Consider the following 24,037-nt stretch of genomic DNA (forward strand, 5'->3'; position numbering starts at 1 on the left):
AGCAAGCCTGATCAGGTTCCAAACTCGCTGAACTTCGAGCCGAGGAACTCCACGAACAGGCGGATGCGCGACGACAACTGGTGCCGTTGCTGGTAGACGGCATAGATGTTCGCCTCGGGGGTGGCGTAGTGCGGCAACACCTGCACCAGCCGCCCGCTGCGCAGGTAGCGCTCGATATCCCATTCGGCGCGCATCACGATGCCATGGCCCTCCAGCGCCCACTGCACGGCGATTTCGCCGTCATTGGTCGTCAAATTGCCACGCACATGGATCGCCTCGGTGCGCTGCTTGGCGCCCTTGCCCGAGGTCAGCCGCCACACCCCGTAGGCATCGCTGCCCTGCCGGATGCCGATGCAGTTGTGCCGCGCCAGATCCCCCGGCGTGGCCGGGACGCCGTGCTCGCGCAGGTATTTGGGCGAGGCGCATAGCAGGCGCCGGTTCGGGGCCAGGAATTTGGCGATGATCCGCGCGTCGGGCGGCTCCCCGAACCGCACGCAGACATCGAAGGCATCCTCCGTCAGCGGCGGCGGATCCGCCGACAGCTGGAGTTGCACATCGACATCGGGGTAGGTCCGGCTGTACTCGGCGATGACCGGCGCCACATGCATGCGGCCAAAGCCCAGCGTGGCGTTCACGCGCAGCAGGCCGCTCGGCCGCCCCTTGGCGCTGGTCAGCAACTGGCTCAGGTCGTCGATCTCGCCCAGGATGCGCCGCGCGTGCTCCAGGAACACCTCCCCCTCGGGCGTCAGCCCCATCCGGCGCGTGGTCCGCGTCAGCAGCGGCATGCCGATGCGCGCCTCCATCTGGGCCAGCCGCTTGCTGACCGCCGCCGTCGAGATCCCAAGATCCCGCGCCGCCGCGCTCAGGCTGCCCGCCGTGGCCACCGCCGCGAAAAAGCCCAGTTCGGACGGTTGAATGCCGCTCGTCGCGCTCATGGCATTGTTAATGTCAGGTTAAAGATGGTTTAACTTTAGCGTCGATCCAACACCGCGTCCACGGTCAAGAATCCGTCCCACGCACTACAGCGATGATTCTGACCAGGAGACACAAGATGAAGACGTACAAGATCGCCACGATCCCCGGTGACGGCATTGGCAAGGAAGTGGTTCCCGCCGGCCGTGAAGTGATGGAAGCGCTGGCCGCCGGTGGCGCCGGCTTCCAGTTCGAATTCGAAAACTTCGACTGGGGCGGCGACTACTACCGCCAGCACGGCGTGATGATGCCCGCCGACGGCCTGGACGCCCTGCGCGGCAAGGACGCCATCCTGTTCGGCTCGGCCGGCGACAACCAGATTCCCGACCACATCACGCTGTGGGGCCTGCGCCTGAAGATCTGCCAGGGCTTCGACCAGTACGCCAACGTGCGCCCGACGCGCATCCTGCCCGGCATCGACGGCCCGCTCAAGCGCTGCGCCCCGGAAGACCTGAACTGGGTGATCGTGCGTGAAAACTCGGAAGGCGAGTACTCGGGCGTAGGCGGCCGCGTGCACCAGGGCCACCCGATCGAGGCGGCCACCGATGTGTCGATGATGACCCGCGTGGGCGTGGAGCGCATCCTGCGCTACGCCTTCAAGCTGGCGCAATCGCGTCCGCGCAAGCTGCTGACCGTGATCACCAAGTCCAACGCCCAGCGCCACGCCATGGTGATGTGGGACGAGGTGGCCGTGGAAGTCGCCAAGGACTTCCCGGACGTGACCTGGGACAAGGAACTGGTCGATGCCGCCACCGCGCGCATGGTCAACCGCCCGAAGACGCTGGACACCATCGTCGCCACCAACCTCCACGCTGACATCCTGAGCGACCTCGCCGCCGCGCTGGCCGGCAGCCTCGGCATCGCGCCCACCGGCAATATCGACCCGGAACGCCGCTACCCGTCGATGTTCGAGCCGATCCACGGTTCCGCCTTCGACATCATGGGCAAGGGCCTCGCCAATCCGGTGGGCACCTTCTGGTCCGTGGTGATGCTGCTCGAACACCTGGGCGAAGACGCCGCCGCCAAGCGCGTGATGGCCGCCATCGAGGCCGTGACCGCCAACCCGGCCCTCCACACCGGCGACCTCGGCGGCAAGGCCACCACGGTCCAGGTGACCAAGGCGGTCTGCGACTACCTGGCCGCCAACAAGCAGGCCAAGGCGGCTTAACCCTCCCGCCCCCTCGCCGTCCCGGCATTTGGCTGGGCGGCCCTTGCGAGCCGGATCGCGGCTCGCGCTGCCCTGCGGACGCTAAAAAACGGCCATCAGAGCCGGTCCGCAGGCGCGCCAGATTCGAATGTGCAGGAGACAGCCATGATTCGAAAGCTACTGGGAAAGCTCTACGTCCAGGTGTTGATCGGCGTTGCCGCCGGTGTGGCACTGGGTGTCTGGGCACCCCAACTCGGCAGCGACCTCAAGCCGCTCGGCGACGTATTTATCAAGCTCATCAAGATGGTCTTCGCGCCGATCATCTTCGCCACCGTGGTGCTGGGCATCGCCCGCATGGAGAACATGAAGGAGCTGGGGCGCGTGGGCGTGCGCGCGCTGCTGTACTTCGAACTGCTGTCGACTTTCGCGCTGGTGCTCGGGCTGATCGTGGTGAATCTGGTGCAGCCGGGGCGCGGCATGAATATCGACCCGGCGCACCTCGACACCAAGGCCATCGCCACCTACACCCATGCGGCTGAAAAGTCACATTCGTTTATCGATTTCCTGATGAACCTGGTGCCGACCAGCATCATCGACGCGCTGGCCCGCAACGACATCCTGCAGATCCTGGTCTTCGCCACGCTGTTCGGCATCGCCCTGTCCCATATCGGCCCCCGCGCCAAGCCGGTGGTCGATTTCCTCGATTCCTTCGTACACGGCATCTTCAGCGTGGTCGGCATGGTCATGCGGCTGGCCCCGCTGGCCGCCTTCGGCGCCATGGCCTTCACGGTCGGCAAGTACGGGCTGGGCTCGGTGGTCTCGCTCGGCAAGCTGATGGGGACGATGTACATCACGTGCTTCCTGTTCGTGGCCATCGTGCTGAACGGCGTGGCACGGCTCTCCGGCTTCAGCCTGTGGAAGTTCCTGCGCTATATCCGCGACGAGCTGTTCACGGTGCTGGGCACCAGTTCGTCCGAATCCGTGGTGCCGCAGCTGATGGGCAAGCTGGAGAAGGCCGGGGTGTCCAAGCCGGTAGTCGGGCTGGTGGTGCCCGCCGGGCTGACCTTCAACCCGGACGGCCAGTGCATCTACTACACCATGGCCGCCATCTTCATCGCCCAGGCCACCAACACGCCGCTCTCGCTGACCGACCAGTTCGTGGTGCTGGGGGTGCTGCTGCTGACCTCGAAGGGCTCCGCCGGCGTCACCGGCTCCGGCTTTATCACGCTGGCGGCGACGCTGGCCTCGCTGGGCACGATCCCGGTGGCCGGCATGGTGCTGCTGCTCGGCGTGGACCGCTTCATGTCCGAGGCGCGCGCCATTACCAACACCATCGGCAATGCCGTGGGCACGGTCGCCATCGCCCGCTGGGTGGGCGCGGTGGATCAGCAGCAGTTGCAGGACGCGCTGGACGGCAAGCTGTCCGATGACCCCGACGCGCTGATCCCTGACCAGCCCGAGCCGGCTACCTCCACAGTCGGCGCCCGGCTGGCCCGCATCGGCGATGCCCATGCCTCGCTCCTCCATTGATCCGATGACCCCGAGCCCCGCCATGGACACCCCCCAGGCCCGCCAACTGCTCCGCGAGATGTTCCAGGCGGCCATCCACGCCGCCCAGCCCGCGCGCACGCTGGCCGCCCACCTGCCCCCGCCGCCACCGTCTCCTGGCCGGACCATCGTGATCGGGGCTGGCAAAGCCTCGGCGGCCATGGCCCGCGCGCTGGAAGATGCCTGGCCGCACCCGCTGGAGGGACCGAAGGGGCTGGAAGGGCTGGTGGTCACGCGCTACGGCTACGGGGTGGAGTGCGCGCGCATCGAGATCGTCGAGGCCGCCCATCCGGTGCCGGACGCCGCCGGCTTCCACGCCGCGCAGCGCATGCTGGAACGGGTGTCCGGGCTGACCGAGGACGACCTCGTCATCTGCCTGATCTCGGGCGGCGGCTCCGCGCTGCTGCCGCTGCCGCTGGCCGGCATGTCGCTCGCGGACAAGCAGGCGGTCAACCAGTCGCTGCTGAAGTCCGGCGCGACCATCACCGAGATGAACACCGTGCGCCGGCACCTGTCGGCGATCAAGGGCGGGCGGCTGGCAGCGGCCTGCCATCCGGCGCGGGTCTGCAACCTGCTGCTGTCCGATGTGCCCGGCGATGACCCGATCGACATCGCCTCCGGCCCCACCGTGCCGGACCCGACCACCCGGGCCGACGCGCTGGCCATCGTCCGGCGCTACGGCATCGACGTGCCGCCGCATGTGCTGGCCGTGCTCGATTCGGACGCGTCCGAGTCCATCAAACCCGGCGATACCCGCCTGCCGCCGATCGACACCACGCTGATCGCCACGCCCCGGCTGGCGCTGGAAGCCGCCGCCGCCGTGGCGCGCCGCGCCGGGCTGCGCGCCTACCTCCTGGGCGATGCCATCGAGGGCGAGGCGCGCGATGTCGGCAAGGTCATGGGCGGTCTGGCGCTGGAGGTGGCGCGGCACGGCCAGCCGTTCACGGCGCCCTGCGTGCTGCTCTCGGGCGGCGAGACCACCGTCACCGTGCGCGGCAACGGGCGCGGCGGGCGGAATGTGGAATACCTGCTCTCGCTGGCGCTGACGCTGCGTGGCGAACCGGGCGTGCATGCCATTGCGGGCGATACCGATGGCGTGGACGGCCAGGAGGAAATCGCCGGCGCGCTGGCCGGCCCGGACACGCTGGCGCGCGCCTGGCAACTCGGCATCCGCCCGCAGGACGCGCTGGCGGCCAACGATGGCCACGGTTTCTTCGAGGCGCTCGGCGATGCGGTTGTCACCGGGCCGACCTTGACCAATGTCAATGACTTCCGCGCCATCCTGATCGCGCGGTGAATGGAGTAACAAGATGAGACGCACCCGCAATGCCAAGATCGTGGCCACACTGGGCCCCGCGAGCACGTCGCCGGAAGTCATCGACGCGCTGTTCGAAGCCGGCGCCGACGTTTTCCGGCTCAACTTCAGCCACGGCAGCCACGCCGACCACAAGCAGCGGCTGGACACCATCCGCGCCGTGGAACGGGACCGGGGCCGCCCCATCGGCGTGCTGCTGGACCTGCAAGGCCCCAAGCTGCGCATCGGCACGTTTGCCGATGGCCCGATCCAGCTGGCCGCCGACGCCAGCTTCCGGCTCGACCTCGACGCCAGCGTGGCCGGCACCGCCAGCCGGGTCAGCCTGCCCCACCCGGAAATCTTCGCAGCGCTGCAGGAAGGGACCGAGTTGCTGCTCGATGACGGCAAGATCCGCCTGCGCGTGGAGCGCTGCGGCAAGGACTTCGCCGAGACCACCGTGGTCAATGGCGGGACGCTGTCCGACCGCAAGGGCGTCAACGTGCCCGGCGTGGTGCTGCCCCTGTCGGCCATGACCGAGAAGGACCGGCGCGACCTGGAGTTCGGCCTGACGCTCGGCGTGGACTGGATCGCCCTGTCCTTCGTGCAGCGGCCCGAGGACATCCTGGAGATCAAGGACATCGTCAAGGACCGCGCGGGCATCGTCGCCAAGCTGGAGAAGCCGGCGGCCATCCAGAGCCTGGAGGCCATCGTCGCCGAATCGGATGCCGTGATGGTGGCGCGCGGCGACCTTGGCGTGGAGATGCCGGCCGAGCTGGTGCCCTCGCTGCAGAAGCAGATCCTGCGGGCCTGCCGCAAGGCCGGCAAGCCGGTGATCGTGGCCACGCAGATGCTGGAATCGATGATCGCCTCGCCGGTGCCGACCCGCGCGGAGGCCTCGGACGTCGCCACGGCCGTGTACGACGGCGCCGATGCGGTGATGCTGTCTGCCGAATCGGCCTCGGGCAGGTATCCGGTGGAGGCCGTGCGGATGATGAACAGCATCATCTCGCGCACCGAGTCGGACCCGCTCTATCACGATGCCATCCAGGCCTCCCACACCCCGCCGCGCGCGGAGGCCGCCGACGCCATCGGGCTGGCGGTGCGCCATGTGGCCGGGCTGCTGAAGTCCCCGGCGACGGTGGCCTACACCAGTTCCGGCTACTCGGCGCTGCGCATGGCGCGCGAGCGCCCCGAGGTGCCCATCCTCGGCATGACCCCCCGCATGGCCACCGCGCGCCGGCTGGCGCTGGCCTGGGGCGTACACGCGGTGCTGTGCCACGAGGTGGTCGATGTGGTCGAGATGACCGAATTGGCCAGCCAGACCGTGCGCAAGGAGGGCTTCGGCGCGGCCGGCGACTCGATCGTGATTTCCGCCGGGCTGCCCTTCGCGGTAGCCGGCACCACCAATCTGCTGCGAATCGCGCAGGTCCAGTAAGTTGCTATTTCGTTAGGAACCCCCCATGCCCATCATCCAGGACATTCGCGGCTACGAGATCCTCGACTCGCGCGGCAACCCCACCGTGGCGGCGCAGGTGCGGCTGTCGGACGGCTCGCAAGGCTTTGCAGCGGCGCCGTCGGGCGCCTCCACCGGCGCCCGCGAGGCGCTGGAGCTGCGCGACGGCGACCCCCGGCGCTACTTCGGCAAGGGCGTGCGCAAGGCCGTGGCCCATATCGACGTCGATATCGCCCGCACGCTGGCCGGCATGCCCGCGGCAGACCAGGCGGCGGTGGACGACTGCCTGATCCGGCTCGACGGCACGCCGGAGAAGTCCCGGCTCGGCGCCAACGCGCTGCTGGCGGTGTCGCTGGCCACGGCGAAGGCGGCGGCGGCCTCGGCCGGCGTGCCGCTTTATCGGACCATCGGAGGCCAGCGCCGCGACGCCCGCCTGCCGCTGCCGATGATGAACATCATCAATGGCGGGGCCCATGCCGACAACAGCGTGGACATGCAGGAGTTCATGATCCTGCCGGTGGGCGCCCCGTCGTTCTCCGAATCCCTGCGCTGGGGCGCGGAGATCTTCCACACGCTCAAGGCGGTGCTCAAGGCGCAGGGGCTTTCCACCGCCGTGGGCGACGAAGGTGGCTTCGCGCCGGACCTCGCCTCGAACGAGCACGCGCTGGAGATCATCCTGCGCGCCATCGAACAGGCCGGGTTCCAGGCCGGGCGGGACATCGCGCTGGGGCTGGACGTCGCCAGTTCGGAGTTCCATCGCGACGGGCGGTACGAGTTGCAGTCCGAAGGCCGGTCCTATTCGGCGGACGGTTTTGTCGACCTGCTGGCCAAGTGGGTCGATCAGTACCCCATCGTCACCATCGAGGACGGCATGGCCGAGGGCGACTGGGCCGGCTGGCAGTTGCTGACCGAGCGGCTGGGCCAGCGCGTGCAGCTGGTGGGCGACGACCTCTTCGTCACCAACACGGCGATCCTGCGGCAGGGCATCGACTGCGGGGCCGCCAACGCGATCCTGATCAAGCCCAACCAGATCGGCACGCTGACCGAGACGCTGAACGCCATCGACATGGCGGAGGCGGCCGGCTACGCCTCGGTCATCTCGCATCGCTCCGGCGAGACCGAGGACACGACCATTGCCGACCTCAGCGTCTGCACGGCGGCCACGCAGATCAAGACCGGCTCGCTGTGCCGCTCCGACCGCGTGGCCAAGTACAACCGCCTGCTCTATATCGAGGCGGAACTGGGCTGCGCGGCCACCTTCGCGGGACGCGCCGCGCTGCGCGTACCGGGTTTGCAGGTGTTGCAGTCAGCGAGTGATCTCGCTATTAGTGAGCAATAAATCACAAATCATAAATACAGGAGACAGACCATGCCGACTTCCCAAACGCTTCCCCGCTTCCTCCGTGCCGCGCTGCTGATGCTGGGCGCCGGGGCCTCCGCCCTGTGCGTGGCGCAGGAATGGCCGACCAAGCCGATCAGCCTGATCGTGCCGTTCCCCTCCGGTGGCACCACCGACGTACTCGCGCGCGCCATCGGCGACCAGCTTTCCAAGAAGCTGGGCCAGCCCGTGATCGTGGAGAACCGGCCCGGCGCCGGCGCCACGCTGGGCGCGGACTACGTGGCCAAGGCCCGCCCGGACGGCTACACGCTGTTGATGGGTGCCGTCCACCACACCATCGCCACCAGCGTCTACAAGAAGCTGCCGTACAACTTCCAGAAAGACCTGGCGCCGATCGCCACCGTGGCGATGGTGCCCAATGTGCTGGTGATCAATCCCGCCAAGACCCCGGCCAAGACCGTGGCCGAGCTGGTGGCGCTGGCCAAGAAGTCGCCCACCGAGTTCGCCTACGGCTCCAACGGCAACGGCACCGCCCAGCACCTGATCGGCACGCAGTTCCAGACCGCCACGGGCGCCCCGCTGCTGCACGTGCCCTATAAGGGCAGCGGCCCGCTGACTACCGACCTGCTGGGCGGACAGGTGACGATGTCCTTCGACACGCTGACCCCGGTGCTGCCGCACATCAAGGCCGGCAAGCTGCGCGCGCTGGCCGTGACCACGGCCAAGCGTTCCAGCGTGCTGCCGGACGTGCCGACGATGGAAGAAGCCGGCCTGAAGGGCTTCGATATCGGCACGTGGTTCGGCATCCTGGCGCCGGCGGCCACGCCCAAGCCCATCGTCGCCCAGCTCAGCGCGAAGATCGTGGAAATCGTCAATTCGCCGGACTTCCAGCAGCGCATGCTGGCCGCCGGCGCCGAGCCGATGCCCAGCGATTCGGCAGCGTTCGCCAAGCGCATCGACGACGAGACCGCCAAGTTCGCCAAGCTGGTCAAGGATGGCAAGGTGACGATCGAGTAAGGCCCCCGGAGCCTTGGCGCGTTACTCGACCTCCACCACCGGCTGGCCCTCGGTCACGGCGTCGCCGGGCTGGACCAGGATGGCCTTGACCACGCCATCCGCCTCGGCCTCCAGCGGGATCTCCATCTTCATCGACTCGATGATCATCAGGACATCCCCGGCGGAGATGGTGGCGCCGGCTTCGATGGCGATGGAGGACACATGGCCGCTGACTGCGGCGTCGATCTGGGGCATCAGGCTGCTCTTTCGGTAAGGGTTTCGGGTTGCTTCGGCGTAGGCGTCTGGAGCGGCGTGGCCAGCACGCGCTGGGTCAGGGCCGTGTCGATGCGGGCATCGGCGAAATCGGGGTGGGCCAGCACGCGCAGCAGGAACGGCAGGTTGGTTTTGACCCCGGCAATCTGGAACGCCTCCAGCGCGGCACGCAGGCGCCGGATGGCGTCGGCGCGGTCGCTGCCGGTGGCGATGACCTTGGCGATCATCGGGTCGTAGTACGGCGTCACGCGCTGGCCCTGCGCGTAGCCGGTCTCCACGCGGATGCCGGGCGCCTGCGGCGGCACGAAGGTGTCCAGCGGCCCCGGCGACGGGAAGAAGCGCACCGGGTCTTCGGCGTAGACGCGGGCCTCGATGGCGTGGCCCTGCTGGCGCGTGGGGGCCGGCAGCACGGCGTCGATCCGCTCGCCGCAGGCCAGCCGGACCTGCGCGGCCACGATGTCGATGCCGGTCACCTGCTCGGTCACCGCGTGCTCGACCTGGAGCCGCGTATTCATCTCCAGGAAGACAAAGCCGGTCTCGGGTGTGTGCAGCATCTCCACGGTGCCGATCACGTCGTAGCCGACGTGGCCCAGCAGCGTGGCCAGCCGCTCGCGCATGGCGGCCACCGCCTCGCCCGACAAGCCCGGCGCGGGGGCTTCTTCCAACACTTTCTGGTGACGGCGCTGCACCGAGCAGTCACGCTCGCCAACAATGCGCACGCCGCCGTAACGGTCCGCCAAGACCTGGAATTCGATGTGGCGCGGCTGCTCCATCAGCTTTTCCAGATACAGCTCCGCCTGCCCGAAGCTGCGCTGCGCCACCGAGCGGGCCTGCTGCCAGGCGGCGGCCAGCCCTTGCGCATCGCGCACCGGCAGCATGCCGATGCCCCCGCCACCGCCAGCCGGCTTGATCAGCACCGGGTAGCCGATCTGCGCGGCGGCGGCAGCCACGACAGCCATGTCGTCCGGCAGCACGCCGGAACTCGGCGCCATCGGCATGCCGTGGCCGGCCATGAAGTCGCGCGCCTGCGTCTTGTGGCCCAGACGGCGGATCCAGGCGGGCGACGGGCCGATAAAGCAGAGCCCGGCCGCCTCCACCCGTTCGGCGAAGTCGGCGTTTTCCGACAGGAAGCCATAGCCGGGGTGCACGCCGTCCGCGCCGGTCTCCCGGGCGACATCGAGCAGCTTTTGCTGATGCAGATAGCTGTCCAGCGGCGCCGCCTCGCCGATGCGCACGGCCATATCGGCCTCGCGCAGGTAGGGCAAGCCGGCGTCGGCGTCCGAGTAGACCGCCACCGAGGCGATGCCGAGCTGGCGCAGCGCGCGGATCACGCGCGCCGCCACGGCGCCCCGGTTGGCCACCAGCACGCGGCGCAGCGTGCGGACCTTGATGGTGTCGTTCATGCCGTCTCTCCTGCGCGGATCACCACCGCATCGACCAGCACCGGCGCCACCGCCCCACGGGCGACGATCACCGGGTTGGCATCGACCGAATGCACCGTGCCGCGCGCCGCGACCATCCAGTCGCCCAGACGGACCAGCATGTCGGCCAGTTGGTCGAGGTCCACCGCTTCCATGCCGCGCAGCGCGGCGAACGCCGGGGCGATGCGCAGCCGGCCGATGGCGGCCCGCGCCTGACTGGCCGTGAACGGCGCGACGAGGAATTGCACGTCCTGCAGCGCTTCCACCAGCACGCCACCCTGCCCGACCATCACCACCGGGCCGTAGGCCGGATCGATATGGGCGCCCACGGCCAGTTCGAACGCGCCGCGTTGCTGGCGCGCCAGCAGCACGCCGCCGTGGCGGACTTCCATCCTGTGCAGGATCTGGTCGATCTCGTCGAAGGCGGCCACGGCGGCGGCCTCGCCGGACAGGTTCAGCTTCACCAGCCCGTGCTCGGACTTGTGCGTGATGTCCGGGGACACGCCCTTGGCCACCACCGGCGCGCCCAGTTCGGACACGGCACGGCGCACGTCGTCGGCGCTGTGGCAGAGCCGGTGCGCCACCACGGGCAGGCCCGCCGCCGCGAGTTCGGCCAGGCTGCGGACTTCATCGAGCGCCTGGGCAGGAGCCGCGTGCGTCAGTACTCCTGCCGGCACGCCAGCCGGCAAGGGCGCGGCCAGCGCCGCCTCGCGGCGTTCGCCATATTCGGCCAGCAAAGCCAGCGCCTGCATGGCGGACCGCTCGCTGTCGAATACCGGCACGCCCTGCGCGCGGAACGCCTGCGCCACCCACTCCTGATTGGCGCTGACCGCCACCGGCACGCCGCTGGCCGAAGCAAAGCGCCCGGTCTGTGCGGAGAAATCGTCGAAGTCGTAGCCTTCGCCGCCAATCGGAAAGCCGACGAAGATCAGGTCGGCCTGCCGCTGGGCCGCCACGGCGTCGAGCGTCTGGCCATAGATCTGCGGCTGGCCGAGCAGCGCCGTGGTCATGTCGATGGGGTTGCGCGCCGAGACATAGCCGGGCAGCACGGCGCGCAGCGCGGCGGTGCCGGGTTCGTCGAACTGGCACAGGTCCAGCCCGTGGGACTCCGCCGCGTCCGCCGCCAGCACGCAGGTGGCGCCCGAGTTGCTGATCGCCACCACCTTGCGGCCACGCGGCCGCTGGCCGCCCGCGAAGATCTGCGCGTACTCGGACAACTCCCGGAAATCGTTCACGCGCAGGATGCCGTGCTGGCGCAGGAAGGCATCGGCCAGCGCGTCCTCGCCGGCCATCGCCCCGGTGTGGGAGCTGGCGGTCAGTTGCCCGGCGCGGGTCCGGCCGGCCTTGACGGCGAGGATCGGCACATCGCGCGCATGGGCGATGCGTGCGGCCTGCGCCAGCACGTCGGGGTCGCGCAGGGATTCCACGTACAGCAGCATCACGCGCACGGCGTCGTCCTCGGCAATCGCGCGCAGCGTTTCGGCGGCGGTCACGTCGGCCTCGTTGCCTGTGGCCACCATATAGCGCACGCCAATGCCCTTGCGACGCAGCCCGCCATAGACGATGGACGATCCCGCGCCGCTCTGGCTGACGATGGCCACCGGGCCGTCCTGCGGCGCTTCCTCGTTGATCATGGTCGAGAAATGCAGCACGGCGCCGGTGGCGAAGTTGGCCACGCCCTGCGTGTTCGGCCCGAACAGCCGCAAGCCGCCGGCGCGGGCCCGCGCCACCAGCCGCTGCTGCTGCGCCGCGCCGGCCTCGCCCAGTTCGGCAAAACCAGACGAGTAGATCACCGCGCCCTTGGCCCCCACCGCGATGCATTGCTCGATGGCCTGCTCGGCCTCGGTACCGGCCACGCTGATGACGACCACATCGGGCGAGTCCGGCAGCGCGGCCAGGTCGGGGTAAGCCGCCAGGCCCTGGATCTCGGCCCGCTTGGGGTTGACCGGGTAGATGCGCCCGGCGTAGCCGTGGCGCCGCATATAGTCGATGGGCCGGCCGCCGGCCTTGATCGGGTTGTCGGACGCGCCCAGCACCGCCACCGAGCGCGGCGCCAGCAATGACAACAACGAAGCTTGCTCCTTGGTATCCGCCATCGCTCAGTCCACCTTGACCTTGGCCTCGATGGCCACGCGCTTCCATTTGTCGAGTTCGGCCTGCACGAAGCTGCCGAACTGCTCGGCGTTGAGCGCGCCGGGGCTGGTGCCGTTCTGGGTCAGGTAGGTCTTGGCCTCGGCGCTGTTCATGCTCTTGACCGCTGCGTGGTTCAGCTTCTCCACCAGCGCGCGCGGCAGGTTGGCCGGGCCGTAGAAGCCGATCCACGTGGTGGCTTCGTAGCCGGGCACGCCCTGCTCCGCAATGGTCGGCACGTTGGGCAGCGCCTCGCTGCGCTTGGCCGAGGTCACGCCGATGGCCTTGACCTTGCCGTCCTTCACGTACGGCGCCATGGTCATCACGTCATGGAACAGCGCGGGGATCTGGCCGCCCAGCAGGTCGGCCAGCGCCGGGGACGCGCCCTTGTACGGAATGTGCGTCATCGGCACCTTGGTCATCAGGCGCAGCAGCTCCCCGGACATATGCGTGGCGCCGCCAATGCTCGACGAGCCGTAGGACAGCCCCTCGGTCTGCTTCTTCGCATAGGCCAGGAACTCGGGGAGATTGTTGGCCGGCACCTTGTTGTTGACCACCAGCACGTTGGGCGTGGTGGCCAGCAGCGCGATGTTCGTGAAATCCTTCGACGCGTTGTAAGGCAGCTTGGGCCGGATGGCTGGGTTGATCACGTGGTGCGTGGCCGAGACCAGCAGCGTGTAGCCGTCCGGGTTGGCGCGCGCCACGATCTCGGTGCCGATCTGCCCGCTGGCGCCGGCGCGGTTGTCCACCACGAAGGGCTGCTTCAGCTCGGCCTGCATGTCACGGGCGATGCGGCGCGCCAGCAGGTCGGTCATGCCGCCCGCCGGGAACGGCACGACGATGGTGACGGGCTTGGCGGGCCAGTTCTCCTGCGCGAAGGCCGGCGCGGCCAGCGTGGTGGCCAACGTGGTGGCCATCAGGCCGAGACACAGCGAAGGTAGGGATCTGCGTTGCATGCGGTTTGTCTCCTGATTCTTTTTTTAGGATTTTGGCTAGGGGTTGCCGAACGCTTTCAAGGCCGGATGCCGAACTTGCGCACCCCCGCCTCGCGCAGCGGCGCGGCGAGGTTGGCGAACTCGCACAGCAGCGCCCGCGTGTCGCGCGGGTCGATGATGTCCTCGATCACGAAGGCTTCCGCGCTGCGGAACGGCGAGGTCAGGCTGCGCACCCGCTGCTCGATCTCGGCCCGCTTCTGCACCGGGTCGTCGGCGCCCTCGATCTCGGCCTTGTAGGCCACCTCCAGCCCGCCCTCGATCGGCAGCGAGCCCCAGTTGGCGGACGGCCACGCATAGCGGAAGTTGAAGCGACCCATGTGCTGGTGCCCCGCCGCCGCCACACCGTAGGCGCGGCGCACGATCACCGAGCACCACGGCACGGTGGCCTGATAGACCGCCGCCAGCGCGCGCACGCCGTAACGCATGATCCCGGCCTTCTCGGCCTCCAGCCCGATCTGGAACCCGGCGATATCGACGAGGTTGACCACCGGCAGGTGGAAGGCCTCGGCCATGTCCAGGAAGCGGGTGAATTTCTCGGCCGTGGGGCCGTCCCAGCCGCCGCCGTAGTAGTACGGGTCGCTGGCGACCACGGCCACGGGCCAGCCATCCAGCCGCGCCAGCCCGGTGACGATGGCGCGGCCCCAGTGCTTGCCGATCTCGAAGAACGAGTCCTGATCGACCAGCGCCTGCACGATCGGCCGGATCTTGTAGACCTGGCGGCTTTCGCGCGGGATGGCGGAGAGCAGCCATTCGTCGCGGCGGCGCGTGTCGTCGGCGGGCGCGGCGCGCGGCGGCAGCTCATACACGGACGGCGGCAGGTAGGACAGGAAGCGGCGGGCCCGGTCGAAGGCCTCTTCCTCGCTCGCCACCTCGTCATCGACCACGCCGTTGCGGGTGTGGATCTGACTGCCGCCCAGCTCGTTCTTTTCCAGGATCTGGCCGATGCGCGCCACCACGGGCGGGCCGGCGTTGAACAGTTGCGTCGTGCCCTTGACCATCACCGAGTAGTGGCTGGCCGCCACGCGCGCCGCGCCCATGCCGGCCACCGAGCCCAGCGCCAGCGACACCACCGGCACCACCGACATGTTCTCCACCACGTGCTGCCACACCTTCATGGTGGGGATATTGGTGTAGCCACGGTTCTCGATATTGCGCACCGAGCCGCCGCCGCCCGTGCCATCGACCAGCCGCACCATCGGCAGGCGCAGGTCGTGGGCCATCTTCTCGGCGTGGATCAGCTTGTCGCCCACCGCGCCGTCGTTGGCGCCGCCGCGCACCGTGAAGTCATCCCCGACCAGCACGGCGGGACGGCCACCCAGATGTGCGCGACCCATCACCAGATTGGCCGGGGTCAGGCCCACCAGCCGGCCATTGCTGTCGTACTGGCCGCTACCGGTGAGCGCGCCCACCTCGCGGAAGCTGCCGGGGTCCGCGATGGCCTCGATGCGCTCGCGCACGGTGAGCTTGCCGGCGTCCTTGTGGCGCTTGACCTTGTCGGGTCCGCCAAGTTCGGCGGCCAGTCGCTTGCGATAGGCCAGTTCGTCGATTTCCGGCTGCCAGGACATGTGTCTCCTCTGTGTCTTCGGGCTTATGGGTATGGGTGTTATCCGAGAGCTAACGCACTACCCGTGCCAGCCATGAAGCACATTGATTTCATTGCGATTTTTTCGACTGGCCGGTAGAGTGTCCGGCACGAGGACACTCAGATGTCCCGCATGGAGACACAATCAATGTCGTCAGTGAAGACACAAAGCCTGGGCGCGCTGGTGCTCGGGGCCGGCGGGGAGACCCTCGCCGCCTCGGGCACAGCCCGCAATCCGGCCATCGCCCGGGCCGCGCAGGCCGGCGTGGCCGCACTGCCCCCCGCCGAGAACCACCATGCCGGCCGCATTTTCGATATCGAGGTCGATGGCGAGCGCCATATCGGGCTGGCCTTGCTCGATGCCAGCCAACAGACCATCCTGCTGCGCCGCGCGGCGGCCGGGGCGGCGCTGTTCGACTTCCTCGGCGCAGTGCCGTTTGCGGACGCCATCCTCGAACACTTCCTGACCAATCCCTATCAGGCGATCACGGTGGTGGACCACACGGGGTGTATCCGCTTCATCAGTCCCGTCCATGAGGCGTTCTTCGGCCTGCGCACTGGGGAAGGCACGGGGCGCCCCGCCGAGCAGGTCATCCCGAATTCCCGGCTGGGCCACGTGGCGGCGACCGGCAAGGCCGAGATCGGCCAGCTTCAGCGGATGAATGGCGTGACGCGCGTGGTGAACCGGGTGCCCATCGTTGCCGATGGCAAGACGGTCGGCGCGATCGGACAGGTCCTATTCAAGGAGCCGGAGGCCATCGGACGGATGCACAAGGAGGTGGAGGAACTGCGGTCGCAGCTGGCGCACTACCGGCGCGAACTGCACGGGCTGCGCCAGCGCGACTCGGGAGTTGGCCTGCTGATTGGCGAGAGCGCGCCGATGCAGCGGCTGCGCCGGGAGATCGAGACCGTGGCGCGGCTCGACGTGCCCGTGCTGGTGCTGGGCGAGTCCGGCACGGGCAAGGAACTGGTCGCGCGGGCCATCCACAGCGCCGGCCGGGGGTCGCATGGCGTGCAGGGCGATGACGAGGGGACGCAGGCCGCGCCGCTGGTCAGCCTGAACCTGGCCGCGTTCCCGGCCACGCTGATCGAGGCCGAACTGTTCGGCCATGCGGCGGGCGCCTTCACGGGCAGCCATCGGCATGGCCAGCCCGGCAAGCTCGAACAGGCAGCCGGCGGCACGCTGTTCCTGGACGAAGTCGCCGATATTCCGATGGAGATGCAGGTCAAGCTGCTGCGCGTGCTGGAAGACCGCATGGTCGAGCGGCTCGGCAGCCGGCAGGCGCGGCGGGTGGATTTCCGGCTCGTGACCGCCACCAACCGCGACATTCAGGCGCTGATCGACGGTGGCCGCTTCCGGCTCGACCTCTACTACCGCCTCAGCGGCGTGGTGCTGCGCGTGCCGGCGCTGGGCCAGCGGCTGGAGGACATTCCCGCCCTGCTCCATCACTTCGTGCAGGCGTTCTGCCAGCGCAACGGCGTGCCGGTGCCGCAGGTCATGCCCGACGTGGCACGGCACCTGGCCTCGCGGCGCTGGCCCGGCAATGTGCGCCAGCTACGGCAGAAGATCGAGGAAGCGCTGGTGTTCTGCGACGGCAGCCGGCTCCGGGTGCAGGACTTCGCCCGGGGCGAGGAAAACCATGTGGCGACGATGACGGGGCCGGCAACGCACCCGCTCGGGCAGGTCTTCGCGCCCGAGGATGCCCCGGCCCCGGCGGCGGCCCGGCTGCGCGACCTCGCTTATGACGCCGTGCTGCAGGCCATCGCCCGCCATGGCGGCAACAAGAAGCAGGCCGCGCTGGAGCTGGGCATTTCCCGCTCCCATCTATATAAGATGCTCGAGCGCGGCGGCGAAGCCTGAACCGGGCGCCTAGCCTTTGCCCTGGTTCAGCGCCACGGCGGCACGGATCAGGGCCTTCAGCGCCTTGGCATCGATCTTCTCGCCCTCGCGGAAGTCGATGGCGCGCCGGGTGTTGCCGTCCAGGCTGGAATTGAACAGGCCGGAAGGGTCTTTCAGCGAGGCCCCCTTGGCGAAGGTCATCTTCACCGCGCTCTTGTAGGTCTCGCCGGTGCACAGGATGCCGTCGTGGGACCACACCGGCACGCGCCACTTCCATTCCTCCACCACCTCGGGGTCGGCTTCCCTCACCAGCGCGCGCAGGCGGGCGAGGGTTTCGCCGCGCCAGTCGCCCAGTTCCGCGATCCGGGCGTCGATCAGGGCTGCCGGGGACTCGTCCGCTGGCGCGGTGGCCTTGGTTGCGGTCTTGGCCGGGGCTTTGGTCTTCGTTTGGGTCATTCCCGCCTCTCCTCTCGTATTTATCCGCCTTTTGGTGCGTGTATGGTTGTCGAAGTGGCGCACCTTGCCAAGCCCCCGCTGGCGGGCGCTGGCCGGAATCTGCCCGTTTTTCATGGGCCCCRCCGTCGAGGCCGGGCACCTGCCGTTACAATTGCCCCTCGCCCCAGCATTTCACTGGCCGCTTGCGCAGCACCCCGCAGACGACGCATGGACCACGACTTCACCCTCATCACCACCATCGCCGCCGGCTTCGGCATCGCCCTCGTGCTTGGCTTCCTGGCCGAACGCGTCAAGATTCCCGCCCTGGTCGGCTACCTCGTCACCGGCATCATCATCGGCCCCGGCACGCCGGGCTTCGTCGCCGATGTTCATCTGGCCTCGCAATTATCCGAAATCGGCGTGATGCTGCTGATGTTCGGCGTCGGCCTGCATTTCTCGCTGCGCGACCTGCTCGCGGTAAAACGTATCGCCATTCCCGGGGCAGTGGTGCAGATGGCGATTGCCACCGCGCTGGGCATGCTGGTGGCGTGGATCTGGGACTGGAGCCTGGGCACAGGGCTGGTCTTCGGCCTCTCCCTGTCGTGCGCGAGCACGGTGGTGCTGCTCAAGGCGCTGGAAACCCGCAACGTGCTGGAAACCATGAACGGGCGCATCGCCGTGGGCTGGCTGGTGGTGGAAGACCTCGCCACGGTGCTGGTGCTGGTGCTGCTGCCGCCGCTGGCCGGGCTGCTCGGCGGCACAAACGCCGCGCCAGACCAGGGCGCGCAGGCGCTCGGCTTCACCATCCTCCAGACGCTGCTCCAGGTGGTGGCGTTTATCGCGCTGATGCTGGTGGCCGGGCGGCGCATCCTGCCGTGGCTGCTGTGGCAGGTGGCCAAGACCGGCTCGCGCGAGCTGTTCACGCTGGCCGTGGTGGCCGTGGCGATTGGCATTGCCTATGGGGCGGCCGAACTGTTTAACGTGTCGTTCGCGCTGGGCGCCTTCTTCGCCGGCATGGTGATGCGCGAGTCGGAGTTCAGCCATCGCGCCGCCGAGGAATCGCTGCCGCTGCGCGACGCGTTCTCGGTCCTGTTCTTCGTCTCGGTGGGCATGCTGTTCAAGCCGGCCATCCTGATCGAGCAGCCGCTGCACGTGCTGGCCGTGGTCGCCATCATCGTGTTCGGCAAGTCGCTGGCGGCCTTCGCGCTGGTGCTGGCCTTCCGCTATCCGCTCAATACGGCGCTGACGGTGTCCGCCAGCCTGGCGCAGATCGGCGAATTCTCGTTCATCCTGGCCGGGCTGGGGGTCACGCTGGGGCTGCTGCCGGAGGAAGGCATGAGCCTGGTGCTGGCCGGCGCGCTGATTTCCATCGCGATCAATCCGCTGCTGTTTGCCGGCGTGGAGCCGCTGCGAAAGTGGATTCTCAAGCGATCGGCGCTGGCGCGGCGGCTGGAGCAGCGCGGCGACCCCTACGCCGAGCTGCCGATGACCACCGAGCGCAAGTTTCTGGAAGGCCAGGTGGTGCTGGTCGGCTACGGCCGCGTGGGCAAGCGGATTGCCCAGGCGATGCAGGAGCGCGGCATTCCCTTCGTGATTGCGGACGAGAACCGCGAGCGTGTGGAGTCCCTGCGCCGCGCGGGCTTCGCGGCGGTCTCGGGCAATGCGGCCGACCCGGCGGTGCTGATCCAGGCCCATATCGCCCACGCGGCGATGCTGGTGATTGCCGTGCCGGAGCCGCTCTACGTGCGCCAGATGGTGGAAACCGCCAAGACGCTGAACCCCAACGTGGAGATCGTGCTGCGCACGCATAGCGAGGACGAGTCCGCGCTGCTGCGCAAGGAAGGGCTCGGCACGGTGTTCTATGGCGAGGAGGAGCTGGCCAAGGGCATGACCAGCCATGTACTGGGGCGCTTCGTGCCGCGCGGCGCGCATGAGGCCACGGCTTGAGTCGCGTCAGGATCGATTCACGATTACCTCAGGATTGATGCGATTGGCAGAAATCCGATTTCCTTAGCCAGCGTGCGGAAACACGGCGGACCTTGATCTGGATGCGGGTTCGCCCGCGATGAAGTGGCATAGCCTCCCATTCCCGGGAAACTCCCGCCACTACCTCGCGAACCGCTATGAAAGGCTTCCTCGTACTTCCGCTGCTCACCACTGCCCTGCTCGCCGGTTGCGCCGGCACCGATGTCAACAGCCTGGTCACCGCCGGCACCTCGCTGGCGCAGGCCGCCACCCTGACCGACGCGGAGGTGAAATCGCTGTCGGACCAGGCCTGCGCCGAGTCCGACCAGACCAACAAGACCGCCGGCCCCCGCACCAACTACGCAAAACGCCTCACCAAGGTCATGGCCGGGCTGAAGAACAGCGATGTGCCCAATCTCAACGTGCGGGTGTACCTGACCAAGGACGTCAACGCCTGGGCCATGGCCAACGGCTGCGTGCGGGTCTACAGCGGCCTGATGGACATGATGAGCGACGACGAGGTCCGCGGCGTGCTGGGCCACGAACTCGGCCACGTGGCGCTGGGCCACAGCAAGAAGGCCATGCAGGTGGCCTACGCCGCCACCGCCGCGCGCAGTGCGGTCGGCGCCACCAACGGCGCCATGGCCGCGCTGTCTTCCTCCCAACTGGGTGAACTCGGCGAAAAGCTGGTCAACGCGCAGTTCTCGCAGGCGCAGGAGACCGCCGCCGCCGACTTCGCCTTCGACCTGTTGACCAAGAACAAGGCCAATACCAAGGCGCTGGTCACCGCGTTCGAGAAGCTGGCCAAGCTCGATGGCGGCAAGTCGAGCATGTTCGGCTCGCATCCGGGCTCGGAAGCGCGCGCCAAGCATATCGAGGGCCGCATCAGCAAGGTCGCATCGAAGTAAGACCCGTACGACCAATACGAAAAAAGGGGCCTAGGGCGTGGCGATGTCGCGCAACCGGGCCTCCAGCGGGGCGAGCCGCTCGCGCAACAGCGCCTGCAACTGGCGCACCGCCGGCGAGAACTGCTTGCGATGCGGGCAGATCAGGCTGAGCGGCGCGCTCTCGCCCGGCTGGTGCGGCAGCACCACCTCCAACGTGCCCGCTTCCACATCCGCGCAGACATCGAGCCACGACTTGTAGGCGATGCCCTGCCCCGCCACCGCCCAGCGGCGCGCCACGTCGGCATCGTCGCAGATCATCGCCCCGTTCACCGCCACCAGCCGGCGCTTGCCCTCCACCGGAAACACCCATTTGTCATAGAGGCGCCCGCCCAGCAGGTACAGCACGCAGCGGTGGCGCGACAGGTCGTCCAGGCTTGCCGGCCGCCCGTGCGCGGCCAGATAGTCGGGCGATGCCACCAGCACGCGGCGGTTCTCGGGGGCCAGCGGCAGGGCCACATAGCTGGCGTCCTCGGCCAGTCCGTAGCGGATGGCCACGTCGACCGGCTCCCGGAACACATCGCTGACGCGGTCCGAGAGCAGCAGCCGCAGTGACAGGCGCGGATGGCTCGCGCAGAACGCCGTGATCCACGGCAGCAGCACGTTGCGGCCGACATCGGACGGCGCCGACACCTGCAGGACCCCGCTCAGATCCCCCTCCTCGCTCCGGGAACGCTCGTGACCTTCGTGCAGCAGCGCGAGCACATCGGTGGCATAAGGCAGGTATCGCTCACCCTCGGCCGTCAGCCGCAGGCTGCGCGTGGAGCGCACGAACAGGCGCAGGTCCAGCTCCCGTTCCAGCCGCTGGATGGCTGCGCTGACCTGCCCAGGCGGCAGATCGGCTTCGCGCGCGGCGCTGGAAAAGCTGCCGAGCGCGGCACTGCGGACAAACAGGGTCAGGTCCTCGAGTCTGAGCATCGGATCATCACGATTTGGGGGCGCGGGGGTGCGGAAAGCGCATTCTGCCGCATCCCCGCTGATTGGGCTGATCACCAAGCCCGCCCGTACAACGTCCACCTGTTGCCGCCGGACGGGCTGTGACCGGGGCGCGGCCTAGCGTGCCGGCTGCGGGGGCTGATACGGCTCCAGCCGCGCATTGTGCATCGCGTAACCGGCGTCGCCCATCATGGTTTCGGCGCGCTCCACGCGCATCACGCCGCTGATCCAGACCGTGTCCATCGTGCGCAGGCCCGCCAGCGGCTGGGCCGCGCGCACGTGCACGACCTGGTTCGACGGCGGGGGCGGCACATGGATGCAGGCGCCGAAGTACGGCACCAGCAGGAATTCCCGGATCGCCTCGCCCTCCCCGTCCAGCGACACCACGAAGCCGGGCAGCCGCACCGCCTCGCCGTCGAGCGCGGTCTCGATGGGCGCGTCGCGCCAGAACGCCCGCGCTTTCTCCAGCGCGGCCTGCGCGCGCGGGTCGCCGTCTTCCATCTCCTGCAGCGGCAGCCCCTTGAACGGCGCCATCGGGTCCCAGCCCTTGGGCAGCAGGGCCTGCCAGTCGATTTCGCGGTAGTTGGTGCCGGATGCCGGGGCGGGCGATGGGGGCAGCGTCTGGCCCACCGTGTAGGGCTGGTCGGACTTCGGCCGATCGGCGGACGGCCACCACAGCCAGCGCACCATTCCTGCGATGCAGATCAGGCCGATGACAGCGGCGGTGGCCAGGACGGGCGCCGACAGGCGCGGCTTGGTGAATAGCTTCATCGATCTCAGGTATGCGGCGTCAGCCCGTCGCTCAGGCTGAGGCGATAGGCGCGCCACCCCGGCAACAGCGAGGCGATGGCGCCGGCGGCAATGATCGCCCCCAGCAGCGGCAGCTCGCTCGCCCGGGGCCAGGCCACCGGCAGCGCCACGCCAAGGCGGGCCTCCAGCCACGGCGCGCCGGCCAGTGACAGCCCGGTCAGCAGCAGGTAGCCGGCCAGCGTGCCGACGAGCATCAGCACAAAGCCTTCGCTCGCCAGCAGGATCAACAGGTCGATGGGACGGGCGCCGACCGCCCGCAGGATGGCCAGTTCACGCCGCCGCTCGCCGAGCGCGGCCAGGATCGACGACACCAGCCCCGCCAGCCCGACCACGCCGATCAGCGCGGACATCCCCAGCAGGGTTTTCTCGCCCACGCCGACGATCTGCCACAGCGCGTCGAGCGCCACGCCGGGCAGCACCGCCATCAGGGCCTCGTGCGGATCTTCGTCGATCTCGCGCTGCAGCGCGAACACGCGTGAGCGCAGTTTCAGGCCCACCAGCACGCCGGTGATGTGCGTGGGCGTCAGCTGGAACTTGCCGACCAGCGCCGGCGGAATCGACATGCCCGGCACCGGCGCGCCGGCCTGCCAGTCGAGGTGGATGGCTTCCATGCCGTCCAGCCGGATATGGACGGTGCGATCGACCGGCGTGCCGGTCGGGGCCAGGATGCCGGTGACCACGAAGGGCTTGTCGGCATGGTCCGCATGATGGTCGTCGTCGGCATGCGCGGGCTCGCCGTGGCTCAGCACGATGCGGTCCCCCACCCGGTAGCCCAGCCGCCGCGCCACCTCCGCGCCCAGCACGGTCTCGAACACGGCCCCGAACGGCCGCCCCTCGACCAGTGTCAGCGGACGGCGGTCGCCGTAACGGAAGTGCCGGAAGTAGTCTTCCGAGGTCGCCAGCACCGGAAACCCGCGATGGGAATCGCCGAGCGAGACCGGGATGGTCCACGCCACGAGCGGATGGTCGGCAATGCGCTGGGCGCTGGCCCACGACATGCCGTGGGTCACGCCGCCCAGATGGAACACGGTAGAGAGCGTGAGCTGGACCGGGCTGGTGCGCGCCCCGACGATCAGGTCGGTGCCCGAGATCGACTGCGCGAAGCCGGTGCGCACCTGATGGCGCAGCCGCTCCACGCCCAGCAGCAGTGCCGTCGACAGCGCAATCGCCACGATCATCAGCAGCAGGTTGTAGCGGCGGTTCCAGGCGCTGCGGGCCGCCATGCCGGTCAGCGTCATCATGCGGGCACCGCGACAAAGCCGTGCGGCATGGCGACATGGCGGTCGAAGCGCGGCATCAGGCGCGTGTCATGGCTGACGAACACCAGGCTCGCGCCCACCGCGCGGCATTCGCGCTGGAGCAGGTCCATGAAGGCCGACTGGCGATCCGCGTCCAGCGCGGAGGTCGGCTCATCGGCCAGCACCAGCTCCGGCCGACCGAGCAGCGCCCGCGCGGCAGCCACGCGCTGCTGCTGGCCGACCGACAGCCGCGCCGCGGGGCGGTGCCACAGCGACTCCGGCAGATCCAGCCGCGCCAGCAGCATGCCCGCCGCCTCGGCCGGGCTGCCGCCCTGCGCCACGCTGCGCTGGCGCCGATGGGCCGAGAACTTGCACCCCAGCAGCACGTTGTCGAGCACGGACAGGTAAGCCAGCAGGTTCAACTGCTGGAAGATGATGCCGATGTGGTCGGCGCGTAAGCGGTCGCGCCGGGCGCCGGACAGCGCGGTCAGGTCGGTGCCGTTCACTTCGACCCGGCCCTGTCCCGGAGTCAGCACGCCCGCCAGCAGGCCCAGCAGCGTACTCTTGCCGCTGCCGCTGGCGCCGGAGACGAAGACGTGCTCGCCGGCGCCCACGACGAAATGATCCACCCGCAGGCTCGGCCCGTCCTGGCCCGGCCAGGCGAAGGCGATATCGCGGAGCGCAGCAACGGGCGGTGCGGGGTCTGGGCGTGCCATTGA

Annotated in this window: 20 protein-coding genes; 9 read left to right on the forward strand and 11 right to left on the reverse strand. The window is 68.9% G+C overall.

What is annotated here, in order from left to right:
* Positions 1-11: 11 nt before the first annotated feature.
* The gene (locus AC1DP9_RS03250) at positions 12-935 is read right to left on the reverse strand and encodes a LysR family transcriptional regulator (RefSeq protein ID WP_144195318.1); all 924 of its coding nucleotides are present in this window, start codon (positions 933-935) and stop codon (positions 12-14) included.
* A gap of 116 nt (positions 936-1,051) precedes the next feature.
* Here AC1DP9_RS03250 and AC1DP9_RS03255 point away from each other — a divergent pair, with 116 nt between their 5' ends.
* The 6 genes from AC1DP9_RS03255 to AC1DP9_RS03280 all read left to right on the forward strand — a co-directional run bounded on the left by AC1DP9_RS03255 (position 1,052) and on the right by AC1DP9_RS03280 (position 8,770).
* Positions 1,052-2,140 carry a tartrate dehydrogenase gene (locus AC1DP9_RS03255; RefSeq protein WP_092301220.1) on the forward strand — a complete coding sequence of 363 codons (1,089 nt, stop codon included), beginning with the start codon at positions 1,052-1,054 and terminating at the stop codon, positions 2,138-2,140.
* Between the two features lie 144 nt (positions 2,141-2,284).
* Positions 2,285-3,649 (forward strand): dicarboxylate/amino acid:cation symporter, encoded by a 1,365-nt coding sequence (locus AC1DP9_RS03260; protein ID WP_092301217.1) that lies wholly within the window; start codon positions 2,285-2,287, stop codon positions 3,647-3,649.
* Positions 3,650-3,671: 22 nt separating this feature from the next.
* Positions 3,672-4,964, forward strand: coding sequence for a glycerate kinase type-2 family protein (locus AC1DP9_RS03265; protein WP_477106594.1), 1,293 nt, complete (start codon positions 3,672-3,674; stop codon positions 4,962-4,964).
* 13 nt (positions 4,965-4,977) lie between these two features.
* The gene (gene pyk / locus AC1DP9_RS03270; RefSeq protein WP_477106595.1) at positions 4,978-6,396 is read left to right on the forward strand and encodes a pyruvate kinase; all 1,419 of its coding nucleotides are present in this window, start codon (positions 4,978-4,980) and stop codon (positions 6,394-6,396) included.
* Between the two features lie 25 nt (positions 6,397-6,421).
* Positions 6,422-7,753 (forward strand): phosphopyruvate hydratase, encoded by a 1,332-nt coding sequence (gene eno, locus AC1DP9_RS03275; RefSeq protein WP_477106596.1) that lies wholly within the window; start codon positions 6,422-6,424, stop codon positions 7,751-7,753.
* A 78-nt stretch (positions 7,754-7,831) separates the two neighbouring features.
* A complete protein-coding gene (locus AC1DP9_RS03280; protein ID WP_477106908.1) occupies positions 7,832-8,770 on the forward strand; it encodes a tripartite tricarboxylate transporter substrate binding protein in 939 nt (312 codons plus the stop codon).
* A gap of 21 nt (positions 8,771-8,791) precedes the next feature.
* Here AC1DP9_RS03280 and AC1DP9_RS03285 read toward each other — a convergent pair whose 3' ends face one another.
* Genes AC1DP9_RS03285 through AC1DP9_RS03305 form a run of 5 tightly spaced genes read right to left on the reverse strand, consistent with a single transcriptional unit; the run spans position 8,792 to position 15,133 of the window.
* Entirely contained in the window at positions 8,792-9,004 is a 213-nt protein-coding gene (locus AC1DP9_RS03285; RefSeq protein ID WP_092301205.1) for an acyl-CoA carboxylase biotin carboxyl carrier protein subunit, read from the reverse strand.
* Positions 9,004-10,425 carry an acetyl-CoA carboxylase biotin carboxylase subunit gene (locus tag AC1DP9_RS03290; protein ID WP_477106597.1) on the reverse strand — a complete coding sequence of 474 codons (1,422 nt, stop codon included), beginning with the start codon at positions 10,423-10,425 and terminating at the stop codon, positions 9,004-9,006. Before AC1DP9_RS03290 ends, AC1DP9_RS03285 begins: the two co-directional genes overlap by 1 nt.
* On the reverse strand, positions 10,422-12,539 hold the full coding sequence (locus AC1DP9_RS03295; RefSeq protein ID WP_477106598.1) for an acetate--CoA ligase family protein: 2,118 nt from the start codon (positions 12,537-12,539) through the stop codon (positions 10,422-10,424). Before AC1DP9_RS03295 ends, AC1DP9_RS03290 begins: the two co-directional genes overlap by 4 nt.
* 3 nt (positions 12,540-12,542) lie before the next feature.
* Positions 12,543-13,529, reverse strand: coding sequence for a tripartite tricarboxylate transporter substrate binding protein (locus tag AC1DP9_RS03300; RefSeq protein ID WP_477106599.1), 987 nt, complete (start codon positions 13,527-13,529; stop codon positions 12,543-12,545).
* Positions 13,530-13,585: 56 nt separating this feature from the next.
* Positions 13,586-15,133: an acyl-CoA carboxylase subunit beta gene (locus AC1DP9_RS03305; RefSeq protein ID WP_092301194.1), complete on the reverse strand. Its 1,548-nt coding sequence runs from the start codon at positions 15,131-15,133 to the stop codon at positions 13,586-13,588.
* 165 nt (positions 15,134-15,298) lie between these two features.
* On the opposite strand from AC1DP9_RS03305, the gene AC1DP9_RS03310 reads away from it, so the two are divergent.
* Positions 15,299-17,011, forward strand: a complete 1,713-nt coding sequence (locus AC1DP9_RS03310) for a sigma-54 interaction domain-containing protein (protein ID WP_477106600.1) — start codon at positions 15,299-15,301, stop codon at positions 17,009-17,011.
* Between the two features lie 9 nt (positions 17,012-17,020).
* Here AC1DP9_RS03310 and AC1DP9_RS03315 read toward each other — a convergent pair whose 3' ends face one another.
* Positions 17,021-17,446: a DUF1801 domain-containing protein gene (locus AC1DP9_RS03315; protein WP_477106601.1), complete on the reverse strand. Its 426-nt coding sequence runs from the start codon at positions 17,444-17,446 to the stop codon at positions 17,021-17,023.
* A gap of 207 nt (positions 17,447-17,653) precedes the next feature.
* On the opposite strand from AC1DP9_RS03315, the gene AC1DP9_RS03320 reads away from it, so the two are divergent.
* Both AC1DP9_RS03320 and loiP read left to right on the forward strand, forming a co-directional pair.
* The gene (locus AC1DP9_RS03320; RefSeq protein ID WP_092301184.1) at positions 17,654-19,372 is read left to right on the forward strand and encodes a cation:proton antiporter domain-containing protein; all 1,719 of its coding nucleotides are present in this window, start codon (positions 17,654-17,656) and stop codon (positions 19,370-19,372) included.
* A 176-nt stretch (positions 19,373-19,548) separates the two neighbouring features.
* Positions 19,549-20,298 carry a metalloprotease LoiP gene (gene loiP / locus AC1DP9_RS03325; RefSeq protein ID WP_477106602.1) on the forward strand — a complete coding sequence of 250 codons (750 nt, stop codon included), beginning with the start codon at positions 19,549-19,551 and terminating at the stop codon, positions 20,296-20,298.
* A gap of 30 nt (positions 20,299-20,328) precedes the next feature.
* Here the strand turns inward: loiP and AC1DP9_RS03330 are convergent, their stop codons facing one another.
* From AC1DP9_RS03330 to AC1DP9_RS03345, 4 genes are all read right to left on the reverse strand, one after another.
* Complete coding sequence (locus tag AC1DP9_RS03330; protein WP_477106603.1) at positions 20,329-21,252, reverse strand: LysR family transcriptional regulator; 924 nt, start codon at positions 21,250-21,252, stop codon at positions 20,329-20,331.
* Positions 21,253-21,387: 135 nt separating this feature from the next.
* Complete coding sequence (locus tag AC1DP9_RS03335; RefSeq protein ID WP_477106604.1) at positions 21,388-22,041, reverse strand: DUF3299 domain-containing protein; 654 nt, start codon at positions 22,039-22,041, stop codon at positions 21,388-21,390.
* A 5-nt stretch (positions 22,042-22,046) separates the two neighbouring features.
* Entirely contained in the window at positions 22,047-23,321 is a 1,275-nt protein-coding gene (locus tag AC1DP9_RS03340; RefSeq protein WP_477106605.1) for an ABC transporter permease, read from the reverse strand.
* Complete coding sequence (locus AC1DP9_RS03345) at positions 23,318-24,034, reverse strand: ABC transporter ATP-binding protein (protein WP_477106606.1); 717 nt, start codon at positions 24,032-24,034, stop codon at positions 23,318-23,320. Before AC1DP9_RS03345 ends, AC1DP9_RS03340 begins: the two co-directional genes overlap by 4 nt.
* Between the last annotated feature and the right edge of the window lie 3 nt (positions 24,035-24,037).

The organism is Cupriavidus sp. 01L43, assembly GCF_056399925.1.

Coding starts and splice junctions, on each gene's coding strand:
- AC1DP9_RS03305 (WP_092301194.1), bottom strand. CDS start 15,133: ATGTCCTGGCAGCCGGAAATCGACGAACTGGCCTATCGCAAGCGACTG.
- AC1DP9_RS03320 (WP_092301184.1), top strand. CDS start 17,654: ATGGACCACGACTTCACCCTCATCACCACCATCGCCGCCGGCTTCGGC.
- AC1DP9_RS03250 (WP_144195318.1), bottom strand. CDS start 935: ATGAGCGCGACGAGCGGCATTCAACCGTCCGAACTGGGCTTTTTCGCG.
- AC1DP9_RS03345 (WP_477106606.1), bottom strand. CDS start 24,034: ATGGCACGCCCAGACCCCGCACCGCCCGTTGCTGCGCTCCGCGATATC.
- AC1DP9_RS03300 (WP_477106599.1), bottom strand. CDS start 13,529: ATGCAACGCAGATCCCTACCTTCGCTGTGTCTCGGCCTGATGGCCACC.
- AC1DP9_RS03255 (WP_092301220.1), top strand. CDS start 1,052: ATGAAGACGTACAAGATCGCCACGATCCCCGGTGACGGCATTGGCAAG.
- AC1DP9_RS03290 (WP_477106597.1), bottom strand. CDS start 10,425: ATGAACGACACCATCAAGGTCCGCACGCTGCGCCGCGTGCTGGTGGCC.
- AC1DP9_RS03310 (WP_477106600.1), top strand. CDS start 15,299: ATGTCGTCAGTGAAGACACAAAGCCTGGGCGCGCTGGTGCTCGGGGCC.
- AC1DP9_RS03335 (WP_477106604.1), bottom strand. CDS start 22,041: ATGAAGCTATTCACCAAGCCGCGCCTGTCGGCGCCCGTCCTGGCCACC.
- AC1DP9_RS03265 (WP_477106594.1), top strand. CDS start 3,672: ATGGACACCCCCCAGGCCCGCCAACTGCTCCGCGAGATGTTCCAGGCG.
- AC1DP9_RS03280 (WP_477106908.1), top strand. CDS start 7,832: ATGCTGGGCGCCGGGGCCTCCGCCCTGTGCGTGGCGCAGGAATGGCCG.
- AC1DP9_RS03340 (WP_477106605.1), bottom strand. CDS start 23,321: ATGATGACGCTGACCGGCATGGCGGCCCGCAGCGCCTGGAACCGCCGC.
- pyk (WP_477106595.1), top strand. CDS start 4,978: ATGAGACGCACCCGCAATGCCAAGATCGTGGCCACACTGGGCCCCGCG.
- AC1DP9_RS03285 (WP_092301205.1), bottom strand. CDS start 9,004: ATGCCCCAGATCGACGCCGCAGTCAGCGGCCATGTGTCCTCCATCGCC.
- AC1DP9_RS03315 (WP_477106601.1), bottom strand. CDS start 17,446: ATGACCCAAACGAAGACCAAAGCCCCGGCCAAGACCGCAACCAAGGCC.
- AC1DP9_RS03295 (WP_477106598.1), bottom strand. CDS start 12,539: ATGGCGGATACCAAGGAGCAAGCTTCGTTGTTGTCATTGCTGGCGCCG.
- AC1DP9_RS03260 (WP_092301217.1), top strand. CDS start 2,285: ATGATTCGAAAGCTACTGGGAAAGCTCTACGTCCAGGTGTTGATCGGC.
- loiP (WP_477106602.1), top strand. CDS start 19,549: ATGAAAGGCTTCCTCGTACTTCCGCTGCTCACCACTGCCCTGCTCGCC.
- eno (WP_477106596.1), top strand. CDS start 6,422: ATGCCCATCATCCAGGACATTCGCGGCTACGAGATCCTCGACTCGCGC.
- AC1DP9_RS03330 (WP_477106603.1), bottom strand. CDS start 21,252: ATGCTCAGACTCGAGGACCTGACCCTGTTTGTCCGCAGTGCCGCGCTC.